Source organism: Romboutsia ilealis, assembly GCF_900015215.1.
In the GTDB taxonomy this organism is placed as follows: Bacteria; Bacillota; Clostridia; order Peptostreptococcales; family Peptostreptococcaceae; genus Romboutsia; species Romboutsia ilealis.
The window spans coordinates 2,282,085-2,306,463 of record NZ_LN555523.1 but is presented as its reverse complement, the minus strand read 5'-3'; the positions used below and the strand labels follow the sequence as shown (position 1 = coordinate 2,306,463).

17 protein-coding genes, 1 tRNA gene and 3 rRNA genes are annotated in these 24,379 nt (G+C 31.9%); 16 read left to right on the top strand and 5 right to left on the bottom strand.

Annotation, left to right across the window (positions count from 1 at the left end; all coding sequences use genetic code 11):
* The first annotated feature begins 2 nt into the window (after positions 1-2).
* The 4 genes from purD (at position 3) to CRIB_RS10800 (ending at position 8,171) form a co-directional block, all read left to right on the top strand.
* Positions 3-1,277, top strand: coding sequence for a phosphoribosylamine--glycine ligase (purD, locus tag CRIB_RS10815; protein WP_180702373.1), 1,275 nt, complete (start codon positions 3-5; stop codon positions 1,275-1,277).
* Positions 1,278-1,483: 206 nt separating this feature from the next.
* Positions 1,484-5,281: a phosphoribosylformylglycinamidine synthase gene (locus CRIB_RS10810; protein ID WP_180702372.1), complete on the top strand. Its 3,798-nt coding sequence runs from the start codon at positions 1,484-1,486 to the stop codon at positions 5,279-5,281.
* A gap of 162 nt (positions 5,282-5,443) precedes the next feature.
* Positions 5,444-7,315, top strand: coding sequence for a molecular chaperone HtpG (gene htpG, locus CRIB_RS10805; protein WP_180702371.1), 1,872 nt, complete (start codon positions 5,444-5,446; stop codon positions 7,313-7,315).
* 97 nt (positions 7,316-7,412) lie between these two features.
* Positions 7,413-8,171, top strand: a complete 759-nt coding sequence (locus CRIB_RS10800; protein ID WP_180702370.1) for a MerR family transcriptional regulator — start codon at positions 7,413-7,415, stop codon at positions 8,169-8,171.
* Between the two features lie 82 nt (positions 8,172-8,253).
* On the opposite strand, the gene CRIB_RS10795 is transcribed toward CRIB_RS10800, so the two are convergent.
* Entirely contained in the window at positions 8,254-8,526 is a 273-nt protein-coding gene (locus CRIB_RS10795; protein WP_180702369.1) for a hypothetical protein, read from the bottom strand.
* Positions 8,527-8,842: 316 nt separating this feature from the next.
* Between CRIB_RS10795 and CRIB_RS10790 the strand changes: the two genes are divergently transcribed.
* From CRIB_RS10790 to CRIB_RS10770, 5 genes are all read left to right on the top strand, one after another.
* Positions 8,843-9,106, top strand: coding sequence for a hypothetical protein (locus tag CRIB_RS10790; RefSeq protein ID WP_180702368.1), 264 nt, complete (start codon positions 8,843-8,845; stop codon positions 9,104-9,106).
* A gap of 213 nt (positions 9,107-9,319) precedes the next feature.
* Positions 9,320-9,823: a metallophosphoesterase family protein gene (locus CRIB_RS10785; RefSeq protein ID WP_180702367.1), complete on the top strand. Its 504-nt coding sequence runs from the start codon at positions 9,320-9,322 to the stop codon at positions 9,821-9,823.
* Between the two features lie 32 nt (positions 9,824-9,855).
* A complete protein-coding gene (locus CRIB_RS10780) occupies positions 9,856-10,683 on the top strand; it encodes a DUF5685 family protein (protein WP_180702366.1) in 828 nt (275 codons plus the stop codon).
* Positions 10,684-11,124 (top strand): hypothetical protein, encoded by a 441-nt coding sequence (locus CRIB_RS10775; RefSeq protein WP_180702365.1) that lies wholly within the window; start codon positions 10,684-10,686, stop codon positions 11,122-11,124.
* 10 nt (positions 11,125-11,134) lie between these two features.
* Positions 11,135-11,620, top strand: a complete 486-nt coding sequence (locus CRIB_RS10770; protein ID WP_180702364.1) for a hypothetical protein — start codon at positions 11,135-11,137, stop codon at positions 11,618-11,620.
* 62 nt (positions 11,621-11,682) lie between these two features.
* Here CRIB_RS10770 and CRIB_RS10765 read toward each other — a convergent pair whose 3' ends face one another.
* A complete protein-coding gene (locus CRIB_RS10765) occupies positions 11,683-12,438 on the bottom strand; it encodes a hypothetical protein (protein WP_180702363.1) in 756 nt (251 codons plus the stop codon).
* 79 nt (positions 12,439-12,517) lie between these two features.
* Positions 12,518-13,246 (bottom strand): HAD family hydrolase, encoded by a 729-nt coding sequence (locus tag CRIB_RS10760; RefSeq protein WP_180702362.1) that lies wholly within the window; start codon positions 13,244-13,246, stop codon positions 12,518-12,520.
* A 208-nt stretch (positions 13,247-13,454) separates the two neighbouring features.
* Here CRIB_RS10760 and CRIB_RS10755 point away from each other — a divergent pair, with 208 nt between their 5' ends.
* On the top strand, positions 13,455-14,537 hold the full coding sequence (locus CRIB_RS10755; RefSeq protein WP_180702361.1) for a hypothetical protein: 1,083 nt from the start codon (positions 13,455-13,457) through the stop codon (positions 14,535-14,537).
* A 132-nt stretch (positions 14,538-14,669) separates the two neighbouring features.
* Here the strand turns inward: CRIB_RS10755 and CRIB_RS10750 are convergent, their stop codons facing one another.
* A complete protein-coding gene (locus CRIB_RS10750) occupies positions 14,670-15,131 on the bottom strand; it encodes a hypothetical protein (RefSeq protein WP_180702360.1) in 462 nt (153 codons plus the stop codon).
* A 265-nt stretch (positions 15,132-15,396) separates the two neighbouring features.
* Complete coding sequence (gene trhA, locus CRIB_RS10745) at positions 15,397-16,044, bottom strand: PAQR family membrane homeostasis protein TrhA (protein ID WP_180702359.1); 648 nt, start codon at positions 16,042-16,044, stop codon at positions 15,397-15,399.
* Positions 16,045-16,613: 569 nt separating this feature from the next.
* Here trhA and CRIB_RS10740 point away from each other — a divergent pair.
* From CRIB_RS10740 to hemL, 6 genes are all read left to right on the top strand, one after another.
* Positions 16,614-18,118, top strand: a 16S ribosomal RNA gene (locus CRIB_RS10740).
* A 278-nt stretch (positions 18,119-18,396) separates the two neighbouring features.
* Positions 18,397-21,294 (top strand): 23S ribosomal RNA (locus tag CRIB_RS10735).
* A gap of 113 nt (positions 21,295-21,407) precedes the next feature.
* Positions 21,408-21,481 (top strand) — tRNA-Gly (locus CRIB_RS10730).
* 15 nt (positions 21,482-21,496) lie between these two features.
* Positions 21,497-21,613: ribosomal RNA gene (gene rrf / locus CRIB_RS10725) — 5S ribosomal RNA — on the top strand.
* The 16S, 23S and 5S rRNA genes sit together here with 1 tRNA gene alongside, the layout of an rRNA operon.
* 124 nt (positions 21,614-21,737) lie before the next feature.
* Complete coding sequence (gene hemA, locus CRIB_RS10720; protein ID WP_180702358.1) at positions 21,738-22,973, top strand: glutamyl-tRNA reductase; 1,236 nt, start codon at positions 21,738-21,740, stop codon at positions 22,971-22,973.
* A gap of 19 nt (positions 22,974-22,992) precedes the next feature.
* The gene (gene hemL / locus CRIB_RS10715; protein ID WP_180702357.1) at positions 22,993-24,288 is read left to right on the top strand and encodes a glutamate-1-semialdehyde 2,1-aminomutase; all 1,296 of its coding nucleotides are present in this window, start codon (positions 22,993-22,995) and stop codon (positions 24,286-24,288) included.
* Positions 24,289-24,379: the final 91 nt, after the last annotated feature.

Below are 24,379 nucleotides of genomic sequence, written 5' to 3'. Positions count from 1 at the left end.
TTATGAAAATATTAATTGTAGGCGGTGGTGGAAGGGAACATGCCATAGCTTGGAAATTAAGTAAAGAAAATAATGTTGAAAAAATATATTGTGCTCCAGGAAATGCAGGAATATCAGATATTGCACAATGTGTAAGTATAAGTGACAGTGATATAGAAAATTTAGTAAAGTTTGCAAAAGAAAACAATATAGATTTAACTATTGTTGGACCAGAAGTGCCCCTTGTAAATGGTATAGTAGATGAATTTGAAAAAGAAGGTCTTAAAATATTTGGACCAAACAAAGAATGCTCTACATTTGAAGGAAGTAAGGCATTTTCTAAAGACTTTATGAAAAGACATAACATACCAACGGCAAAGTATAAAGAATATACGGATTTAGATGAGGCTATAAATGAAATAGATAGCTTTGGATATCCAGTAGTTATAAAAGCGGATGGTCTAGCAGCCGGTAAAGGTGTTGTAATACCAGAAAACAGAGAAGATGCTATAAATACTTTAAAGGAAATGATGAATGATAAAAAGTTTGGAAGTGCGGGGGATAAAATAGTCGTAGAAGAATTTTTATCAGGTATTGAAACTTCTATATTAGCATTTGTAGATAACGATACAATAGTTCCTATGGTAAGTGCTAAAGATCACAAGAAAGTATACAACTTTGAAAAAGGTCCAAATACAGGAGGAATGGGTACTTTTTCTCCAAGTGAAATCTATACAGATGAGTTGTCTAAAGAAATAAGTGAGAAAGTATTAAATAGAACTTTAGAAGGTTTCAAAAAAGATAACTTAAATTATAAAGGAGTATTATTTGTTGGACTTATGATAACAGAAGATGGTCCAAAGGTACTTGAATATAATGTAAGATTTGGAGATCCTGAAACACAATCTGTTCTATTTAGATTAGAAACTGATCTACATAAAATAATAGAAGCAATATTAGAAAATAAATTAAAAGATATAGAGATTAACTATAAAAAAGAAGAGGTTGTTTGCGTAATGCTTACATCAGGTGGATATCCAGATGATTATGAAAAAGGAAAAGTAATTACTGGACTTGAAAACTTAGATGAAGATATTGTTGTTTTTCATAGTGGAACTAAAACGTTAGATGGAAACTTAGTTACTAATGGCGGCAGGGTTATAGGGCTAACGGCAAGTGCAGATAGTGTAGAAGAAGCTGCTAAAAAAGTATATAAAAATATAGAGAAAATAAACTTTGAAGGCATGCATTATAGAACTGATATAGGGATGAAGTTCTGTGAAGAATTATCTCTTTAAGTGTAGATATCAAAATGAAGAAAAAATAATTAGAGATTCAGTTAAAAATAGATTTTATGACTTAAGTAATCGAGATTAAGTCATAAAATCTACTTTAATAATAAGTGACTCGTTACCAGGTTGTTTAAATCATATATTTGAACAATGTGTTAACGAGCTACTTAGTTAGTATTGTCATTTTAATTATATAAAAAGGGAGAAAAGATATGTTAAGTACTATAAGTTTAGAGTCAAGTGTTAGAAGAATATTAGTTGAGAAAAGACAAGGATTTGACCTTGAAGCTAGAGCTTTAAAAAAGGATTTAATAGAAAGTTTACACATAGATACTATAGAAAATGTAAGAATTTTAAATAGATATGACATAGAAGGGATAGATGGGGAAGTATATGAAAATGCAGTAAAAACAATATTTTCAGAGCCTAACTTAGATATTGTTTATCATGAAACACTAGAGTTTAATGAAGGCGAGAGAGTATTTGCTATAGAATATCTTCCTGGTCAATATGATCAAAGAGGAGATTGGGCAGCTCAATGTATACAAATAGTAAATGAAGGTAATAGGCCAGAAATAAATACTGCTAAAGTATACATATTAACAGGAAATATAACAGACGAACAGTTTGATAAAATAAAAGATTATATAATAAATCCAGTTGATAGTAGAGAAGCTTCTTTAGAAAAACCAAAAAGTTTAAAGATGGAAACAGAAATTCCTACGGAAGTAGAAATACTAGATGGATTTATAGATTTAAATGAGGAAGGATTAAAAGTATTTTTAAAGAATAACGGACTTGCTATGACATTAGGGGATTTAGTTCATGTTCAAGGATACTTTAAAAATACTGAAAAGAGAAATCCTACAATAACAGAAATAAAAGTATTAGATACTTATTGGTCAGATCACTGTAGACATACTACATTCATGACTGAAATAGAAGATGTAAAAATAGAAAGCGGTAAGTATACAGATATAATAAAAGAAACTTATGAGATGTATCTTGAATCAAGAAAAAATGTTTATGTAGATAAACAAAAAGATATATGCTTAATGGATATAGCAACTATAGCTATGAAAGAATTAAGAAAACAAGGTAAATTAGAAGATTTAGATGTGAGTGAAGAAATAAATGCTTGTAGTATAAATGTTGATGTTGAAATAGATGGTAAAATAGAGCCATACTTAGTAATGTTTAAAAATGAAACTCATAACCATCCAACAGAAATAGAACCATTTGGTGGAGCTGCAACTTGTTTAGGTGGAGCAATAAGAGACCCATTATCAGGAAGAAGTTATGTATATCAAGCAATGAGAGTTACAGGAAGTGCAGATCCAAGAACAACTTTAGAAGATACATTACCAGGTAAGCTTATGCAAAGAAAAATAACTACTGAGGCTGCTCATGGATATAGTTCATATGGGAACCAAATAGGACTTACAACTGGGCAAGTTGCAGAAGTTTATGATGAAGACTTTGTTGCAAAGAGAATGGAAATCGGTGCAGTAATAGCGGCAGCTCCTAAAGAAAATGTAGTAAGAGAAGTTCCACAAAATGGAGATATAGTTGTACTTCTTGGAGGAAAAACAGGAAGAGATGGATGCGGAGGAGCTACAGGTTCATCTAAAGAACATAGCGAAGAATCTATACTTACTTGTAGTGCAGAAGTTCAAAAAGGAGATGCACCAAATGAGAGAAAGATACAAAGATTCTTCAGAAATAAAGAAGTAGCACAAATGATAAAAAGATGTAACGACTTTGGGGCAGGTGGAGTATGTGTTGCTATAGGAGAAGTTGCAGATAGTTTAGATATAAACTTAGACTTAGTTCCTAAAAAGTATGATGGACTTGATGGAACTGAAATAGCTATATCAGAATCACAAGAACGTATGGCAGTTGTTATAGATGCTTCTAATAAAGATAAATTCATAGACTTAGCAAGACAAGAAAACTTAGAAGCAACTCATGTAGCTACAGTAACTGACACTGGATATATGAGAATGTTCTGGAATGGTAAAGCAATAGTTAATATGAGTAGAGATTTCATAGAAACAAATGGAGTTAAGCAAACTACTAAAATTCATGTTGATAAAGTTAATGAAGAAAGTACATTCTTTAAAAGTGAGTTAAAAGAAAAAGAATGTGAATTAGCTATAGAAGAAGATATAAAAGGTAAATTTATGGATGTATTATCAGATTTAAATGTTTGTTCTAAAAAAGGATTAGTAGAAAGATTTGATAATACAATAGGTTCAAATACTGTACTTATGCCATTTGGTGGTAAGTATCAAGCAACAGAAGCTCAAGGGATGGTAGCAAAAATACCAGTACTTGGTGGAGAAACTAATACATCAACAATAATGACATATGGATATAACCCTAAGATAGGAAAATGGAGTCCATTCCACGGTGCATTATATGCAGTAGTTGAATCTGTGTGTAAAGTTGTGGCTATTGGGGGTAAATATGATTCAATAAGACTTACTTTACAAGAGTATTTCGAAAAACTTGGGGATAACCCAACGAAATGGGGTAAACCATTTGCAGCACTTTTAGGTGCATATTATGCTCAAAATAGACTTGGGATACCTGCAATAGGCGGAAAAGATAGTATGTCAGGAACATTTAAAGATATAGATGTACCACCAACATTAGTATCATTTGCTGTAGATACTATAGATGCAGGTTATGTAATATCGCCAGAATTTAAGAAAACTAATTCACAAGTTGTAATGTTATCAACAGATAGATTGGAAAATGATGTAGTAGATTTTGAAATGTTAAAGAAAAACTTAGATAAAGTAACAGAACTTATACACAATAAGCAAGTGTTATCAACATATGCACTTGGATTTGGTGGTATAGGGGAAGCTATAAGTAAAATGGCATTTGGTAATAGAATAGGATTTAAATTTAATGAAGGTGTAGAAGATTTATTTAAACCTAACTATGGAAATATAGTACTTGAATTAACTAATGAAGACTTAAGTTTATTAGATGGATACAACTATATAGTACTAGGGTCTACGATAGAAGAACAAAGTATAATAATAGAAAATGAAGAAATATCATTAAAAGAATTATATAATGTTCACTGTGAAACATTAGAGCCTATATTCCCAACTAAGTCAGTAGATATAAAAGAAAAGATAGAAACTATAAACTTTATATCTCAAGGTGAAGCTAAAAAGTCATCTATAACTATAGCAAAGCCAAGAGTATTCATACCAACGTTCCCTGGAACAAACTGTGAATATGACTTACAAAGAGCTTTTGAAAAAGCAGGAGCAAACACAAATATAGAAGTATTTAAAAACTTAACATATAAAGATATAGAAGACTCTATAGAAACGATAGTTAAACAAATACGTAAGTCACAAATAATAATGCTACCTGGAGGATTTAGTGCAGGTGATGAGCCGGATGGTTCAGCTAAGTTTATGGCTACAGTATTTAGAAATCCTAAAGTTGCTGAAGCGATAAATGAATTCTTAACTAAGCAAGATGGATTAATGCTAGGTATATGTAACGGATTCCAAGCACTTATAAAACTTGGATTAGTTCCATATGGTGAAATAAGAGAAACAAGCGTTGATGCACCAACATTAACTTATAATAATATAGGTAGACATCAATCTAAGATAGTTAGAACAAGAATAGCTTCGAATAAATCTCCGTGGTTAGCGGCTACAGAAGTTGGAGATACTCACAGTATAGCAATATCTCATGGAGAAGGTAAATTTGTTGCTAATGAAGAAGTTATGAGACAGTTAATAGATAACGGTCAAATAGCTACTCAGTATGTAGATTTAAATGATAATGCTACATATGATATAGACTTTAATCCAAATGGTTCAACTTATGCAGTTGAAGGTATAACGAGCGCTGATGGTAGAATATTTGGTAAGATGGGTCATTCTGAGAGAATTGGAGAGCATGTTATAAAGAATATAATAGGTGAAAAGGATCAAAAGATATTTGAATCTGGAGTAAATTACTTTAAATAAGATTTTATTAAAGAATAGTATATTGATTTGTCAGTATACTATTCTTTTTATATTTGTTAGCACTCTACGCTTGACAGTGATAACAAAAGTGATACAATAATACCTATAAAGGGAACTTAATTTTATCCCATAAATTTTTAATTAAAATTAGGAGGAGATAAAATGACAAATCAAAAGGGTAGTATATCAATACATACAGAAAATATTTTTCCAATAATAAAAAAATGGTTATATTCAGACAAAGATATATTTATAAGAGAACTTATAAGTAATGGTTGCGATGCAGTAAATAAGTACAAAAAACTAATTTCATTAGGTGAAGCTAAAGGTAATACTGATGAACATTATAAAATAAAAGTATCAATAGATAAAGAAAATTCAGCACTTATATTTGAAGATAATGGTATAGGTATGACTGCTGAAGAAGTAGAAAAATATATAAATCAAGTTGCATTCTCAGGAGCAGAAGATTTCTTTAACACATACAAAGATAAAATGAATGAAGAAAATGATATAATAGGACACTTTGGATTAGGATTCTATTCTTCTTTTATGGTATCTAAAAAAGTACAAATAGATACACTATCGTATAAAGAAAATGCAACACCAGTAAGATGGGTAAGTGAAGATGGATTAGAATTTGAATTAACACAATCAGATAATAGAGAGACAAGAGGAACAACAATTACATTATTCTTAGCAGATGATAGTAAAGAGTTCTTAGAAGAATACACAGTAAGAAATATAATAGATAAATATTGTTCATTCTTGCCAGTTGATATATATTTAGAAACTATAAAAACAGAAGAAACAAAAGAAGATGAAGTAGTAGATACAACACCTATAAATGATACAAATCCATTATGGCTAAAAGCTCCAAAGGATTGTACGGATGAAGAATATAAAGAGTTCTATAGAAAAGTATTCAAGACTTTTGATGAACCGTTATTCTGGATACACTTAAATGTAGATTATCCATTTAATTTAAAAGGAATATTATATTTCCCTAAATTAAAAAATGAATTTGAGCTTATAGAAGGCAAGGTTAAATTATACAATAACCAAGTATTCGTAGCAGATAATATAAAAGAGGTTATACCAGAATTCTTATTATTATTAAAAGGTGTAATAGATTGCCCAGATTTACCTTTAAATGTATCTAGAAGTTTCTTACAAAATGATAGAGATGTTAGCAAAATTTCTAAACATATAGTTAAAAAGGTTGCAGATAAATTAAAATCATTATATAAAAATGAAAGAGAAAATTATGAAAAGTTTTGGGATGATATACAAGTATTTATTAAGTTTGGATGCTTAAAAGATGAAAGCTTCTATGATAAGGTAAAAGATAGTATATTATTCAAAACTATAAACTCACAATATATAACTCTTAATGATTACTTAGAAAATTGTAAAGAAAAACATGAAAATAAGGTATTCTATGTAAGTAATGAAGAGCAACAATCACAATATATAAAGCTATTTAAAGATTACGGATTAGATGCAGTTATACTAGACTCTACAATAGAGAATCATTTTATATCTATGATAGAATTTAAAAATCAAGGAGTACACTTTAATAGAATAGATGCAGATTTATCTGATATATTAAAGGATAATGATAATGAAGGTAACAAAGAAATAAAAACTGATATAGAAAACTTATTTAAAGATGTTATAGGTGATAGAATAAATAATTATTCAGTTGAAAGTCTAAAGAGTGAAGATACACCAGCTATTATATTAATTTCAGAACAATCGAGAAGAATGTCTGAAATGCGATCTCAATTCGCAGGAATGAACTTTGGTATGAGTTTTGAAGAAGAAAAGACTTTAGTTATAAATAATAATAGTTCTATAGTTAAAAAATTAGTTTCATTAAAAGATGACGAAACTAAAAAAGAGAAAGTATCATTAATTTGTAATCAAATAGTAGATATAGCTTTATTATCTAATAAAGAATTAGACTCTAAAGAATTAGATGAATTTATAAAGAGAAATAATCAACTTATGAGTATGGTAATTTCATTATAGGAAAAATCCCCATTTAGGGGATTTTTTGTTTATATAATATTTTATTATTGACCCTAACATTGTGCTATACCTTAATATAAACTTAGGAGGAGGAATAATGTATAAAATAAATGAAGTATCAAAGCTAACGGGTGTAAGCATTAGAATGTTACATCATTACGATAAAATAAAACTTTTAGAACCTAGTAAAAGAACAGATTCAAATTATAGAATGTATAATGATGATGACATAGCAAGACTTTATCAAATATTGCTGTTTAAAGAATTAGAATTTCCCCTTCAAGAAATAAAGCAAATATTAGATAATAAAGACTTTGATAGAGCAAAAGCCCTTAAATTACAACGAAATCTTATATTTGAAAAGAAAAAAAGATTAGAACGGATATTAGAATCAATAGATGATACTATTGAAAATTTAGGAGGGAAAACCATGAGTAAAAATAATTTTAAAGTGTTTGATTACGAAGGGGTAAAAAAACATCAAGAAAAGTATAAAGAAGAAACAGAAAAGAGATACGGAAAGAGTGATGTATACAAAGAAAGCCAAGAGAAAACTTCTAAGTATTCTAAAAATGATTGGAATGATATAATTAAAGAGGCTAATTTAATATATATAGAATTAGCTAAATTAATGGATAGAGATCCATCAGATGAAAAGGTTCAAGAATTAATTGAAAAGTGGAGAAATCATATAACAACTAATTTTTATAACTGCACTATAGAAATATTTAGAGGTCTTGCTCTTATGTATATAGGAGATGAAAGATTCACTAAAAATATTGATAAGTATGGAGAAGGATTAGCTAAGTTTATGAGTGATGCAATGAATATATATTGTGATAATAATGTTAAATAGAACCCAAAAATCTCTTAGTAAGTCAAATTACTAAGGGATTTTTAATTCTAAAAATAGTAAGGTGCTACTTTATCATCGTATTTTAAACTAATAAAAAGTCTATATGTAAAAATCCTTCTTTAACTCCATCGATTTGGACATCTGTTATTTTACAATTTTTAACTTCTCCATTTAGATTAATTTCAATTATTTTATCTCCACCGTTAGCATCTAAATATCTTTGAAATTCAGTTTTATGAATTTCTATAGGTATGCTATTATCTAATTTATTTCCGTAAATTACAGCTGGTATATAACCTCTGCTTCTTATAGCTTTAGTTTTTTCATTTAAATTTCTACTTAGTGCGTTTAGCATATTTTTTATCCCCCTTACAACATATAAAAATTTAAGGCTTGTTTACCTATAATAAATAATATTTAGATAAGTATCTAATTATTCATAAAAAATAAAAATAATTTATTAAATAATTTGAACTTGGTATAGATTAGCAACGAATAAAATAGCAACAATTGATATGATTTTAGAAAAATAAATATTTAAAAATAGTGCAGTAAAATATACAACTTAATATTTATAATTAAAAGAAAAACATTTAAAAAGTATAGTAATAATACATTAAATTTTATATATACTTTATTGATATGACTAAATCAATATTGGAGGAATATGTATGATAATGTATTTAAGAAATAATGGATATAAAAAAGGTAATCAAAGTAATATTCCTAATGTTTTCGCTTTTACTATGATAAGGAATTTTTTAAATGATAGAAGTTATGAAGAAATGAGGAGGGAGTATTTTATTAGAAATTTAACTCCTAATGAAGTAAATCAAAGTATGAGAGATATCAAATTGCTATTCAGAGAATATAAAGGATTAGATGTTATAACGATTGAAAATAAAAAAGGTGATATAACTAAGTTTATCTTATAAAGGTGACCCTCTTAATGAGGGTCTTTATTTATAGTAAATTTTAAATTTATGTTTAAATTACTATATTTCATTAGAAAAATTCTAAAACTATATATCGATTTAGGATATAATTGTATAACTAGAATGTGCAAATAATAATATTATATGCTTAAGATAAAAATTATATGGAAACAATGATATAAATAAAATTCATAAATTGTAGGAGAATTTGTAATGATAGGATTAATATCAGATACACATGGTTTACTGAGAGAAGAAGTAGTGTATAATTTAAGTAACTGTAACTTAATAATACATACAGGTGATATAGGTAAAATTGAAGTTATAGAAGGTTTGGAGAAAATAGCTAAGGTAGAATTTATAAGAGGAAATTGTGATAAAGATAAAAGTATAGCTAAAGATGAAAAAATAATAGACATATATAATATAAGAATATACTTAGTTCATGATATATCAAAAGTGAATATAGACTTAAAAGAAGAAAATATAGATATTGTTGTATATGGTCATTCTCATAAAAGTAATATATATGAGGATAAAGGTATACTTTATATAAATCCTGGGTCAGTTGGGCCACGAAGATTTAATCTACCTATATCTATGGCAAAGCTTAAGAGATTAGATAATGAACGATGCTATGACTCATTAGAATTAATTGATAAAAATATTTATAGATATAAATACTATGAAGTAGAATTTATATCTATAGTAATATAAATATTATATTTATATACTGGAAAGGGATGTTTATGTTTGGATATGTAAAAATAAACAAAATGGATTTAACCTTTAGAGAATATGAACACTATAGAGGTTATTATTGTGGCTTATGTAAGTATTTAAAAGATAATCATGGGGAAATATCTAGATTATCTTTAAATTATGATATAACATTTTTAATATTAGTACTAACAGCAGTGTATAGACCTAAATCTACTATAATAGAGGAAGGGTGTATAACAAATCCATTTAAAAAGAAAAAAAAGATAATAAATGAAATAACAGAATATGCGGCAAGTATGAATGTACTTTTAACATATTATAAATTAGAAGATAATTTAAAGGATGATAATGGATTAAAAGATAAAGTTGCATATACTATATATAAAGGAAGATTAAAATCTGCTTATGAAAAATATCCTAAAAAAGCTGAATTTATAAAAGGTCAATTAGAAACACTATATAATCTAGAGCAAGAAAACAATACTAATATTGATTTAGTGTCAAATACATTTGGAAACTTAATGGCAGAGATATTTGCATACAAAGAAGATGAATTTGAAAAAGACTTAAGGCAGATTGGGTTTAATATAGGAAAATATATATACTTATTAGATGCATATGAAGATTTAGATAAAGATTATAAAAAAGGAAGATATAATCCTTTTATAGAGTATATAGACAGAAGAGAAGAATTAAAATTAAGGGTGGATAAATTAATAAGCATGTCATTAGGGATGGTAGGAAAAAGAATCGATAACTTAAATCTAAAAACGAATACAGCTATAATAGAGAATATAGTATATTCAGGAGTATATTTAAGATACCAAAATATATTAGAGGAGGGTGTTAAATAAATGTATAGTAATGTATATGATAATAAATTTATAAATATAAAAGAACTTATTGATAATAGCGAGTTTGAAAAAGCATATAATGCTTTAAAAAGTATAAGTGAAAGATGTTCTAAATGGTATTATCTAAATTCATTATCTGCTATGAATTTGGGATATTATGAAGAAGGTGAAGAGAGTATAACAAAAGCTTCAGAGATGGATCCAGAAAATAAAGATTATAAAGCTCTTTTAGAAAGTTATAATTTTTATAGAGATGATTATAGGGATAGATCTTATAATTATAACAGAAGAAGACGCGCTGACTTAGGTGGATGTTGTTGCTGCTGTTGTGATGATTGCTGTTGTTGCTTAGGTGATGATTGTTGTGAAGATTGTATGAAATTATGGTGTTTAGATTCATGTTGTGAATGCTTCGGTGGAGATTTAGTAAGTTGTTTCTAAGGGTGATTTAATGAGTAGAAAAATAGCTTATAGTGGTATACTATTAGCGATAAACTTAATCTTATTGTTATTAATAAATGTTATACCGATTAACACATTATTTCTGATGGGTTTAGCATCACTTCCAATATCTATAATAATAATGGAATATGGTCCTAAGAATGGTTTTGTTTTTTATATAGCATCTGTTATTTTAGGATTTTTAGTAATCAATAGTAAAATTCAGTGGGTATTAAATACTTTTACATTTGGAATATATGGTTTGATAAAATATATTATTGAAAAAAATAGACCTGTATATATAGAATATTTTCTTAAGATACTATTTGCTAATGTATCAATTCTAATAGTGTACTTTATATTAAAACCATTTGTTTATATACCTATAAATTTATTTACGGTATTAACATTTGAAGTATTATTCATTGTGTACGACAATGTATATAGTTTGTTTATAGAATATTACAACAGGAAACTAAGAAAAATAATAAAATAAATATAATAAAAAGAGATATGAGTTATTATTTATATGTTATAATTCATATCTCTTTTTATGATTTATTTTAATTTAAAATACTCTTTTTGTTGATTATTTATCGCATTCTCACATTTACCACATGCGTAGTAAGTATCTCCTAAATCGAATTTATTTGTGTCTTTATTGTAAATTAAATTTCTTTTATCTATGATTCCTGTACTTCTTAGGTCATTTTTACAGTTTATACAAGTAGTGATATCACATAAAGCCTCTAAGTCTTTAGGAGTAGTGTCTTCAATTAAAGAATTACAGTTATAACAAATTACAGAATTAAGGTCTTCTTTAGCGATTTCGACTGGTTTATTTTCATCAGGTGAAAACTTGAATATCTTGTTTTCACAAACTATATATCCAACTTCAAAAATATTTGATTTACACTTTTTACATACTACAGAAGGTATATTAATATCTTTATTTTTTGTTTTTATATTAGTTTTATCATTTTCGTTATTTTGAGATATTTCTTTATTTGGATTTTTTAAATTACTAAAGTAATCAGAAAAATCTTTATAGTTATTTTGTCTTGCTACGTAAGCCAAATGGTCATAAATAGTAGCAAATTCCTTATTTCTAGACTTTGAGTTAATATCTATAAGGTTATTATCTATAGCATATTTAACTATAGAAATATAATTGTATTTAGTTGCAAAAAACAGAACAAGCTCATCAAATATTCCCGAATTAACTTTATCTAAAAATTCTATCCATAAATCAGGTGATTCTAAATATAAATTTTTACTTAAAGTATCTAAGTCTTTCTTTACATTAGATTTCATTATACATCCCTCCATTAATAATTAAAAAAGGAGTACCTCAAGGTAGTTATTTTAAATGAGATAATCCTTTTTATCATAATTATATGTCAAATATATCTACATTTGGTGATAAAGAGTAAATAATATCTTTTCTTTCCACTATTATTTTACTAGTTTTTGAAATAACAGGGTCATTTGCAATATGAGATAAAAGTTCTTTAGTTGGATTTATAGCAATTGGATTTCCGACCCTTCTTAACATATTAATATCTCCATTAGTATCGCCATATGCATAGGATTTATTTAAATCAATATCATACTTTTCAACAAAATTATTTATAGCAACATTCTTACTTCTTGAATCCCACATAGGTATAACTGTACCATTGAACATTTCATTTTCAAAAACATAATTACTTCCGATACAATCAGTTGCATTATATTTTTTAGCCATTTTTTCTACTAAAAAACCTGGACTTCCAGATATGAAAATTACAATATGACCATTATCTAAATGCCATTTTATTCTTGAACGAGTATATTTATATACCCTATCAGATTTTAACTTTATTACTTGATCGCTAGTAAAGTCTATACAAGTTTTATCTAATCCTGTTAAAGATTCTACATACAGATCACATATTTCATCCAAGTAATCATCATAGTGTCCTTGTCTCTTATCCCAATCCATAAAAGTATCTCTTGCATGCTCAAACCATGCTTTTTGGTCGATTATATCATACTTAATTAATTTTTTGAAATGCTCAACCATAAGAGAATCTCTATAAAGAGTACCGTCTATATCAAAAAAAGCTGCTATCTTTCCCATAAAATCACCTCGATTAACCATTTATTTTATTATATTATAAAATATGCATGAGTTGTAAAATTATATAAAATAATTTAGAATTATTTTTATTATTCAATGAAAGTATAGTTAGTTTATAGTATATTCAAAAACATGTATCTTAATTATGATTAATTCGTTAAAATGAAGAAAATAATAAAGGCATGTATGAAAATAAGGATGTGATTTAATGAAATTTAGTTTTGCAAAAGTTACAAATTCAAGGCTTATGGGAACAATGGGCCTTTTAATAAGTTGGGAAGATAAGCAGGATAAAATAGTACAATACTTTTTATTAGATGCAGAAGGTCTTGGATTAGCTGATTATGTTAGCCTAAAAAATCCTACAAAAGAAGAAGCATATAGAGAAGAAGAAAGACTTATGGGGGGATTAGGATCAGATAGGATAAGAATATCTGAAGATGAGGCTTTATTTTTGATTAAATATTTTGGTAATAAAAATTCATATTATGAAAAACCTCTTCCGGGAGAAGTTAATGAATACATAGATATTATAAAAAAATATGAAACTAAGTTACATATAGAAGATATATATCCAAAGATATGTAAGCCTATAAAAGATGAAGTAGAATTTATAAACTATATGACTATGAGGTTTATAGCTTGGGATAGAGAAAGCCTAAAATATTTCTCTGGTAGTGAAGAAATAGCAAATATGCATATAACAAATATAAATGGAACACTATTAAAAAATACTGTAATACCTAAAGGAAATAAAAGATATATAAGTGAAGCATTATATGAAGATAATGATGGATACTATACATCTAAGATAGCTTTTAGTATAGAAGAATACGAATATGGATTTAAAATAAGCTCTATGATTGCAACTGATAAAGAACCAATATTTGATTTTGAAGTTTTTGATGAAATATCTAAGCCGGAGTTTGTAAGTATGTACTCTATAAGTAGAGTAGATAAATTTCTAGATATATTTTATAGAGATAATCCATTTACATTAAAAAGCGATATGGAAAATGGCACATTCTTTACAAGATTTAATTTTAATAATGATCATGTCAAAAATAATGTATATGTAATAAATAATGATATTAAAGCGATATATTATCAAATGGGAAATGAGTTTTTCGTAGGAACTTATAGCGATAAAGATAGAAAGTATATAAATAAGATATTGCAGTGTAACTATAAAGAATATTTAGATATTAAAGAAGAGTTATATTTTGAAGAAAATGTATTATATGATTTTGTTGAATCGGAATCAAATGACTTCTATGATTTTTTAGATTAATATAAATTAAATAAAGCCATGAACAATTGTTCATGGCTTTATTTTGTATTTATAATATTGGGGGAATATTATGAGGAATACATTTATATTATAGACAGATATAAATTTCTTATACCATCTATTATAAAAAAATTACATTTCTTCCTCATCAAATTCCTCCATATTTATAGGAGTCATTCCGGGCATCATCATGTAAGGCATCATAGGAGTCATTCCAGGCATCATATAAGGCATCATAGGTTGCATTTGTCCACTCATCATCATTTGCATCATCATTTGCATCATATTAGGTGGAATCATTCCAGGCATCATAGGTTGCATTTGCTGTTGCATCATATCAATATACATATCATCTTGGTTATACTCATCATCATAATCTCCAGAATCAGTATAGCTTGGATTCATATTAGAATCCATTTTACCAGGATACATAAAAGGGGTCATATAAGTCATATATCCGCCCATTGTATTCGGATTCATTTGCATACCATAAGAGTTTACATACATCATAGGATCTATATAAGGTCTAGGGTATATATAGTTAGAATCCAAATCATCATTATATTGCTTATTTGAATACATATCAAAGCTCATATTAAATTGCACCTCCAAAAATAATATACACAAATACTAAAAAATCACTTTAATAATATATATATTATTAAAAATATTAATATGTGCATTTTATCTATTAATTAAAAAAAACTGATGTTATCAATGGTAAAATAAATTATTCAGAGCATTTAAATATATGAGTTTATATGGTTAGTTAATAACATGATCAATTATAGAAAGTAATAAAAAAAGCGAGATATCATAACTGGGTATGTATCACGCTTTTATAAGTTTGACAGATATACTATATTACATATTTAAAAACACATAAAAAATGAGTTAAAGTACCGAACATTATAAAAATATGGAATATTTCATGGAAACCTAAATACTTAGATTTTAGAAACTTTGGTTTAGTAGCATAGATTATAGCCCCTATAGTATAAAATACACCGCCTATGATAAGTAGTGATAAACCTTGTGAAGAAAGAGATTCTTTTAGTGGGCCCATTAGGAACACGGCAATCCATCCCATTATTACATAAATGCTTGTAGAAAGCCATCTAGGGCAATTAAACCAAATTAATTTAAAACTTATTCCAACTATGGCTATAGTTATTATTATACTGAATAAAACCCATCCAGTAGTGCCTTCAAGAGCGATTAAGCAAAAAGGAGTATATGATCCAGCTATTAAAAGAAATATCATAGAATGATCTAATCTTCTTAAGAAACTAATAACTTTATCACTAGAAACGACTAAGTGATAAGTAGCGGAAGCGGCATATAAAAGAATCATGCTTATTCCAAAAATTATTACAGCTGTTAAGGCTATAGTAGAATGACCTTGTAAAGCTGTTTTTATTACTAATGCAAGTAATCCTGCAAATGACAATATTGCACCAGCTAAGTGGGTAAAACCATTTACGGGCTCCCTAAGATAATTGTTCATAAAAAACCTCCCAAAACAAAATGACTTAAAAAGTATATTTTAATAAATTAATAAAAAATTTTAGCTTCGACTAATATTATATTAATATTATACTCTATATATCTAATCATATATATATTCTTAAAAAAAATTAACAATTATTTTTATTTATACATTATTTATACATTATGAAAAAAATATAAAATTATAGACATAATAAACCAAGATATATAACATATTTCATTTTTTCAGTTATTAAAAAAATAAAAAATTAATAAAAAAGTATTGACGATAGAAAAAATGGGTGGTATAGTTATACTTGTCCTTAAGAAAAGGGCGAACACGAAAGAGAAAAAACAACTTAAAAAAAATAAGTTGACAAAGAAAGATAAATTTGGTAAACTTAAGAAGTTGTGAAAATGAACTTTGAAAATTAAACAGTAGGTTAATTTATAAAATTGAAACTAAACAAACCAAGCCAGATATTCAGATAATGATTAGTCTGAGCAGGTAATCAAATTTATTTGAGCAACGGATGTATCTGAAGCGGTAGCGAAGATATAACGTTGGCGATATAAATTCGAAGAATTTATTTTGAGAGTTTGATCCTGGCTCAGGATGAACGCTGGCGGCGTGCCTAACACATGCAAGTCGAGCGATTTACTTCGGTAAAGAGCGGCGGACGGGTGAGTAACGCGTGGGTAACCTGCCCTGTACACACGGATAACATACCGAAAGGTATGCTAATACGAGATAAAATACTTTTATCGCATGGTGGAAGTATCAAAGCTTTTGCGGTACAGGATGGACCCGCGTCTGATTAGCTAGTTGGTAAGGTAACGGCTTACCAAGGCGACGATCAGTAGCCGACCTGAGAGGGTGATCGGCCACATTGGAACTGAGACACGGTCCAAACTCCTACGGGAGGCAGCAGTGGGGAATATTGCACAATGGGCGAAAGCCTGATGCAGCAACGCCGCGTGAGCGATGAAGGCCTTCGGGTCGTAAAGCTCTGTCCTCAAGGAAGATAATGACGGTACTTGAGGAGGAAGCCCCGGCTAACTACGTGCCAGCAGCCGCGGTAATACGTAGGGGGCTAGCGTTATCCGGAATTACTGGGCGTAAAGGGTGCGTAGGTGGTTTCTTAAGTCAGAGGTGAAAGGCTACGGCTCAACCGTAGTAAGCCTTTGAAACTGGGGAACTTGAGTGCAGGAGAGGAGAGTGGAATTCCTAGTGTAGCGGTGAAATGCGTAGATATTAGGAGGAACATCAGTTGCGAAGGCGGCTCTCTGGACTGTAACTGACACTGAGGCACGAAAGCGTGGGGAGCAAACAGGATTAGATACCCTGGTAGTCCACGCCGTAAACGATGAGTACTAGCTGTCGGAGGTTACCCCCTTCGGTGGCGCAGCTAACGCATTAAGTACTCCGCCTGGGAAGTACGCTCGCAAGAGTGAAACTCAAAGGAATTGACGGGGACCCGCACAAGTAGCGGAGCATGTGGTTTAATTCGAAGCAACGCGAAGAACCTTACCTAAGCTTGACATCCTTTTGACCGATGCCTAATCGCATCTTTCCCTTCGGGGACAGAAGTGACAGGTGGTGCATGGTTGTCGTCAGCTCGTGTCGTGAGATGTTGGGTTAAGTCCCGCAACGAGCGCAACCCTTGCCTTTAGTTGCCAGCATTAAGTTGGGCACTCTAGAGGGACTGCCAGGGATAACCTGGAGGAAGGTGGGGATGACGTCAAATCATCATGCCCCTTATGCTTAGGGCTACACACGTGCTACAATGGGTGGTACAGAGGGCAGCCAAGTCGTGAGGCGGAGCTAATCCCTTAAAGCCATTCTCAGTTCGGATTGTAGGCTGAAACTCGCCTACATGAAGCTGGAGTTACTAGTAATCGCAGATCAGAATGCTGCGGTGAATGCGTTCCCGGGTCTTGTACACACCGCCCGTCACACCACGGAAGTTGGGGGCGCCCGAAGCCACTTAGCTAACCCTTTTGGGAAGCGAGTGTCGAAGGTGAAATCAATAACTGGGGTGAAGTCGTAACAAGGTAGCCGTATCGGAAGGTGCGGCTGGATCACCTCCTTTCTAAGGAGAATTACCTACTGTTTAATTTTGAGGGTTTATTAAAAACTTTCAAAAAGAGGGCGAAGCCCAAAATAAGTACTTTGAGCACCTAGGCACGAACGAACGTGAGTGGAAGGTAGCGAAGTGCGTTAGCACTTTGAAAACTGCATAACATTTAGTGATATGACATCATTTTAAACATATATAGACAAGAAAAGTCTTTTAAATTACACTTTTAAGCACTGGAATAAACTGAGTTAATACGAAGTTTGTTCAGTAGCGATAACTTTTTAATAACTGGTCAAGTTATTAAGGGTGCAGGGCGGATGCCTTGGCACTAGGAGCCGATGAAGGACGTGATAAGCTGCGATAAGCTTCGGGGAGTTGCACGTAAACTTTGATCCGAAGATTTCCGAATGAGGAAACTCACTTAGAGTAATGTCTAAGTATCGTTAAGTGAATACATAGCTTAGCGAGGGGAACCCGGGGAACTGAAACATCTAAGTACCCGGAGGAAGAGAAAGAAATTCGATTCCGTAAGTAGCGGCGAGCGAAAGCGGAACAGGCCAAACCAATGAAGTTTACTTCGTTGGGGTTGCGGACATACAACATGGATGCAATATCGTAAATGAAGAGAGTTGGAAAGCTCCGCCATAGAAGGTAATAGCCCTGTAGTTGAAACGAGAAAGCTACTAGTATGATCCAGAGTACCACGGGACACGTGAAACCCTGTGGGAAGCAGGAGGGACCATCCTCCAAGCCTAAATACTACCTAGTGACCGATAGCGCATAGTACCGTGAGGGAATGGTGAAAAGAACCCCGGGAGGGGAGTGAAATAGAACCTGAAACCCTGCACTTACAAGCTGTGGGAGCACATTACTTGTGTGACCGCGTACTTTTTGTAGAACGGGCCAACGAGTTACGTTAAGTAGCAAGGTTAAGCACTTAAGGTGTGGAGCCGTAGCGAAAGCGAGTCTTAAACGGGCGATTAAGTTACTTGGCGTAGACCCGAAACCGGGCGACCTATCCATGAGCAGGTTGAAGCGAAAGTAAAATTTCGTGGAGGACCGAACCCACGAGCGTTGAAAAGCTCGGGGATGACTTGTGGATAGCGGTGAAATTCCAATCGAGCCCGGAGATAGCTGGTTCTCCCCGAAATAGCTTTAGGGCTAGCCTCAAGCGTAGAGAAACGGAGGTAGAGCACTGAATGTCCTAGGGGGTATTGCACTTACCGAAGACTATCAAACTCCGAATGCCGTTTTCTTTTACTTGGGAGTCAGACTGTGGGTGATAAGATTCATAGTCAAAAGGGCAACAGCCCAGATCGTCAGCTAAGGTCCCTAAATGTACGTTAAGTGGTAAAGGATGTGGGATTGCACAGACAACCAGGATGTTGGCTTAGAAGCAGCCACTCATTTAAAGAGTGCGTAATAGCTCACTGGTCGAGTGATCCTGCGCCGAAAATTTCCGGGGCTAAAACGTACTACCGAAGCTACGGCATCAATTATGATGGGTAGGGGAGCTTCGTATGCAGGCTGAAGCATGACCGTAAGGACATGTGGACAGTATACGAGTGAGAATGTTGGCATGAGTAGCGAGACGTGGGTGAGAATCCCACGGGCCGTAAACCCAAGGTTTCCAGGGGAAGGTTCGTCCGCCCTGGGTTAGTCGGGACCTAAGCCGAGGCCGAAAGGCGTAGGTGATGGACAACAGGTTGATATTCCTGTACCGCCAATAAGCGTTTGAGAGATGGAGTGACACAGTAGGATAAGCTAACCGTACTGTTGGTTATGTACGGCTAAGCATTGAGGCAGTCTAAATAGGCAAATCCGTTTAGACAATGCTAGGATGTGATGGGGAAGCCCTTCGGGGCGAAGTAGCTGATTTCACACTGTCAAGAAAAGCTTCTATCGAGTTTAAAGGCGCCCGTACCGTAAACCGACACAGGTGGGTGAGGAGAGTATCCTAAGGCCAGCGAGAGAACTATTGTTAAGGAACTCGGCAAAATGACCCCGTAACTTAGGGAGAAGGGGTGCCTGTCTATGACAGGCCGCAGAGAATAGGCCCAAGCGACTGTTTACCAAAAACACAGGTTTCTGCTAAGTCGCAAGACGATGTATAGGAGCTGACGCCTGCCCGGTGCTGGAAGGTTAAGGGGATCTGTTAGAGCAATCGAAGCAGTGAACTTAAGCCCCAGTAAACGGCGGCCGTAACTATAACGGTCCTAAGGTAGCGAAATTCCTTGTCGGGTAAGTTCCGACCCGCACGAAAGGCGTAACGATTTGGGCACTGTCTCAACAATAGACTCGGTGAAATTGTAATCCCGGTGAAGATGCCGGGTACCTGCGACAGGACGGAAAGACCCCATGGAGCTTTACTGTAGCTTGACGTTGGGTCTTGGTACTACATGTACAGGATAGGTGGGAGACTAAGAAGCATGGACGCCAGTCTGTGTGGAGTCAACCTTGGGATACCACCCTTGTAGTACTGGGATCCTAACCATAGGCCTTGAATCAGGTCTTGGAACACCGTCAGGTGGGCAGTTTGACTGGGGCGGTCGCCTCCTAAAAAGTAACGGAGGCGCTCAAAGGTTTCCTCAGCACGGTCGGAAATCGTGCGAAGAGTGTAAAGGCAAAAGGAAGCTTGATTGCAAGACATACAGGTCGAGCAAGGACGAAAGTCGGACTTAGTGATCCGGTGGTACCGCATGGAAGGGCCATCGCTCAACGGATAAAAGCTACCCTGGGGATAACAGGCTTATCTCCCCCAAGAGTCCACATCGACGGGGAGGTTTGGCACCTCGATGTCGGCTCATCACATCCTGGGGCTGTAGTAGGTCCCAAGGGTTGGGCTGTTCGCCCATTAAAGTGGTACGCGAGCTGGGTTCAGAACGTCGTGAGACAGTTCGGTCCCTATCCGTCGCAGGCGTAGGAAATTTGAGAAGACCTGTCCTTAGTACGAGAGGACTGGGATGGACGTACCTCTGGTGTACCAGTTGTTCTGCCAAGGTCATGGCTGGGTAGCTATGTACGGAATGGATAAGCGCTGAAAGCATCTAAGCGCGAAGCCAACTTCAAGATAAGATTTCCCACCGTAAGGGTAAGACCCCAGGAAGACTACCTGGTTGATAGGTCGAAGGTGTAAGTGCAGTAATGTATTTAGCTTATCGATACTAATAGGTCGAGGACTTGACCAAAAAATAAACCTAAAGGTTTATATTGCAAACCGAATCAAAGATTTAGGTTGCTAAAATAAAATGATAAATATTAAATGATATGCAGTTTTCAGAGTATTAACTCTAAAACTTATGCGGGTGTAGCTCAATGGTAGAGTTCCGGCCTTCCAAGCCGGCTGTGAGGGTTCGATCCCCTTCACCCGCTCCAACTTAAATAAGATTATGTGGTTATTATAGCAAAGAGGATACACCTGTTCCCATACCGAACACAGAAGTTAAGCTCTTTAGCGGCAATGGTACTTGGTGGGCGACCGCCTGGGAGAGTAGCACGTAGCCACGTAATCTTTTTTTTATGCAAAAAAATAATTAAATTACAAAAATAGTTGGTTAAATTTACAAAGAAGAGATAGTAGTGTTATACTATATTAGTGAATATAAATAATTAATTAGCTTGGAGGTTGGGCATGAATATAGGTGTTATAGGGGTAAATCATAATTTAGCTCCAATCAATATAAGAGAAAAGGTTTCATTTACGGATATACAAAAGATAGAGGCTATAAACTACTTTCTAGATAGAGATATAGGAGAGGTAGTAATACTTTCTACTTGTAATAGAAGTGAAATTTATATCCAGGCAAAGAACATAGATGAAAAAATTAAATTGGTAGAAGATTTTTATGAAGAGTTTTTTAATGCAAAAGGTATAAAAGAATATTTATTTTCTAAAAAACATACTTCAGCAATAGAACATCTATTTAAAGTAGCATCAGGTCTAGACTCTATAGTTTTAGGTGAAGATCAGATACTTGGACAAGTAAAAGATGCACATGATTTCTCTATGCAACTTGGTTCTAGCAAAAAGATATTTAATAAATTATTTAGAGAAGCAGTAAATATAGCTAAGGATATAAAAAATACTACAAAAATATCACATCAACCTTTATCTATAAGCTATATAGGTATAAAATTTTTACAAAATAAGGTTGGTAATTTAGAAGGTAAAAAAGCTTTAGTTATAGGTATCGGTAAGATGAACAGGCTTACAATGAAGTACTTAGAAGAAGAAAAGCTAGACACAATATATCTATCAAATAGAAGTCATGGAAAAGTAATAGAATTAAAAAGTGAATTTAAGAATATAGTTCCTATAAAATATGAAGACAGATATAAAGTAATGAATGATGTTGATATAGTAATCAGTGCTACTGCATCTCCACATATGGTCATAAAATATGATGAAATGCCTGAAATTCAAAGAAAAATATTTATGATGGATATTGCACTTCCAAGAGATATAGATCCTAAGATAAATGAATTAAATAATATAGAAGTATATGACATAGATAACTTAAAAGACATTCATGATAAGAATGATAAAAAGAGAAAAGAGTTAGCGCAAACAGGATATGAGATGATATCTGAAAAAATTATAGAGTTTACAGAATGGCTAGACTCAATCAAAATCGACCCTACAATTGAATCATTAAATGATAAATGTTTAGAGATTAGAGAAGATACATTAGAATATATATATAGAAAAACTAATCTTAACAATAGAGATAAAAAAATTATCGATAAGATGCTAACATCTGCATTAAAAAGATTAATAAGAGAACCAATAATAAATTTAAAGCAAACAAAGGATAAAGGTAAAAGAGAAGAGTATATAAAGTTAGTCGAAGAATTGTTTGAACTTTAAAATTTAGGAGGACATATAGATGAAAAATGAAAAATCACTAAAGATATATGAAGAAGCAACTAAATATATACCAGGAGGGGTTAATAGTCCAGTAAGAGCTTTTAAATCAGTTGGATTAGATCCAATATTTATAGAAAGAGCTCATGGAAGTAGAATATATGATGTAGATGGTAATGAGTACATAGACTATATTTGTTCTTGGGGACCGCTTATGTTAGGTCATAGTCCGAAGGAAATAGTAGAAGGAATAGAAGAAGTTGTATATAGGGGAACAAGTTATGGAGTACCAACTGCAATAGAAGTTGAAATGGCTAAATTAGTTGTGGAAGCTTATCCTGCAATAGATCAAGTTCGTATGGTAAATTCAGGAACAGAAGCTACTATGAGTGCATTAAGAGTAGCTAGGGCATATACAAATAGAAATAAAATATTAAAGTTTGAAGGATGTTACCATGGACATTCAGATGCACTATTAGTTAAATCTGGTTCAGGAACAATAACATATGGAGTTCCGACAAGTCCTGGTGTACCATCGGATGTTGTAAAGGACACTTTAGTATGTAGATATAACGACTTAGATGAAGTAAAAAATATATTCAAAGAGCAAGGTCATGAGATTGCAGCTGTAATAGTAGAAACAGTAGCAGGAAACATGGGAGTTGTCCCAGGAACGAAAGAATTCTTACAACTATTAAGAGATATAACTAAGGAATATGGAACTGTTTTAATATTTGATGAAGTAATAACTGGATTTAGATTAAATTATAATAGTTCGGTGGGATATTTCGGAATAAAACCAGATATGGCTTGCTTTGGGAAAATAATAGGAGCAGGTCTTCCGGTTGGAGCTTATGGAGGAACTAAAGAAATAATGAGCATGGTATCTCCAGTAGGGCCAGTTTATCAAGCAGGTACACTATCAGGAAATCCTCTAGCAATGTATATGGGGAAAAAGAATTTAGAAATATTAAGAGACAATCCAAGTATATATGAAGAATTAGAAAGAAAAGCTATAAAATTAGAAGAAGGATTAAAATCTAATATAGAAAAGCTAGGACTAGATTATACAGTAAATAGAGCAGGTTCACTAGTTTGTTTATTCTTTGCAAAAGGGCCTATAAATAATTATGATGATGTTAAAAATTGTGATGTTCCTAAGTTTAATAAATATTTTGAAGAACTAATAAAAAGAGGAGTATTATTAGCTCCAACTCAATTTGAAGCTATGTTCTTATCAAATGCACATACAGATGAAGATATAGAATATACAATAAACGCAAGTTATGAAGCTTTGAAAGTTGCTCATAATATATAATTAAAATTTAAGTGGCTGTCTAAAAATAGAGTTATAGCTATATTATGATATAAGTTATATCAAGAAGTTTATTTTAGATAGTCACTTTAAT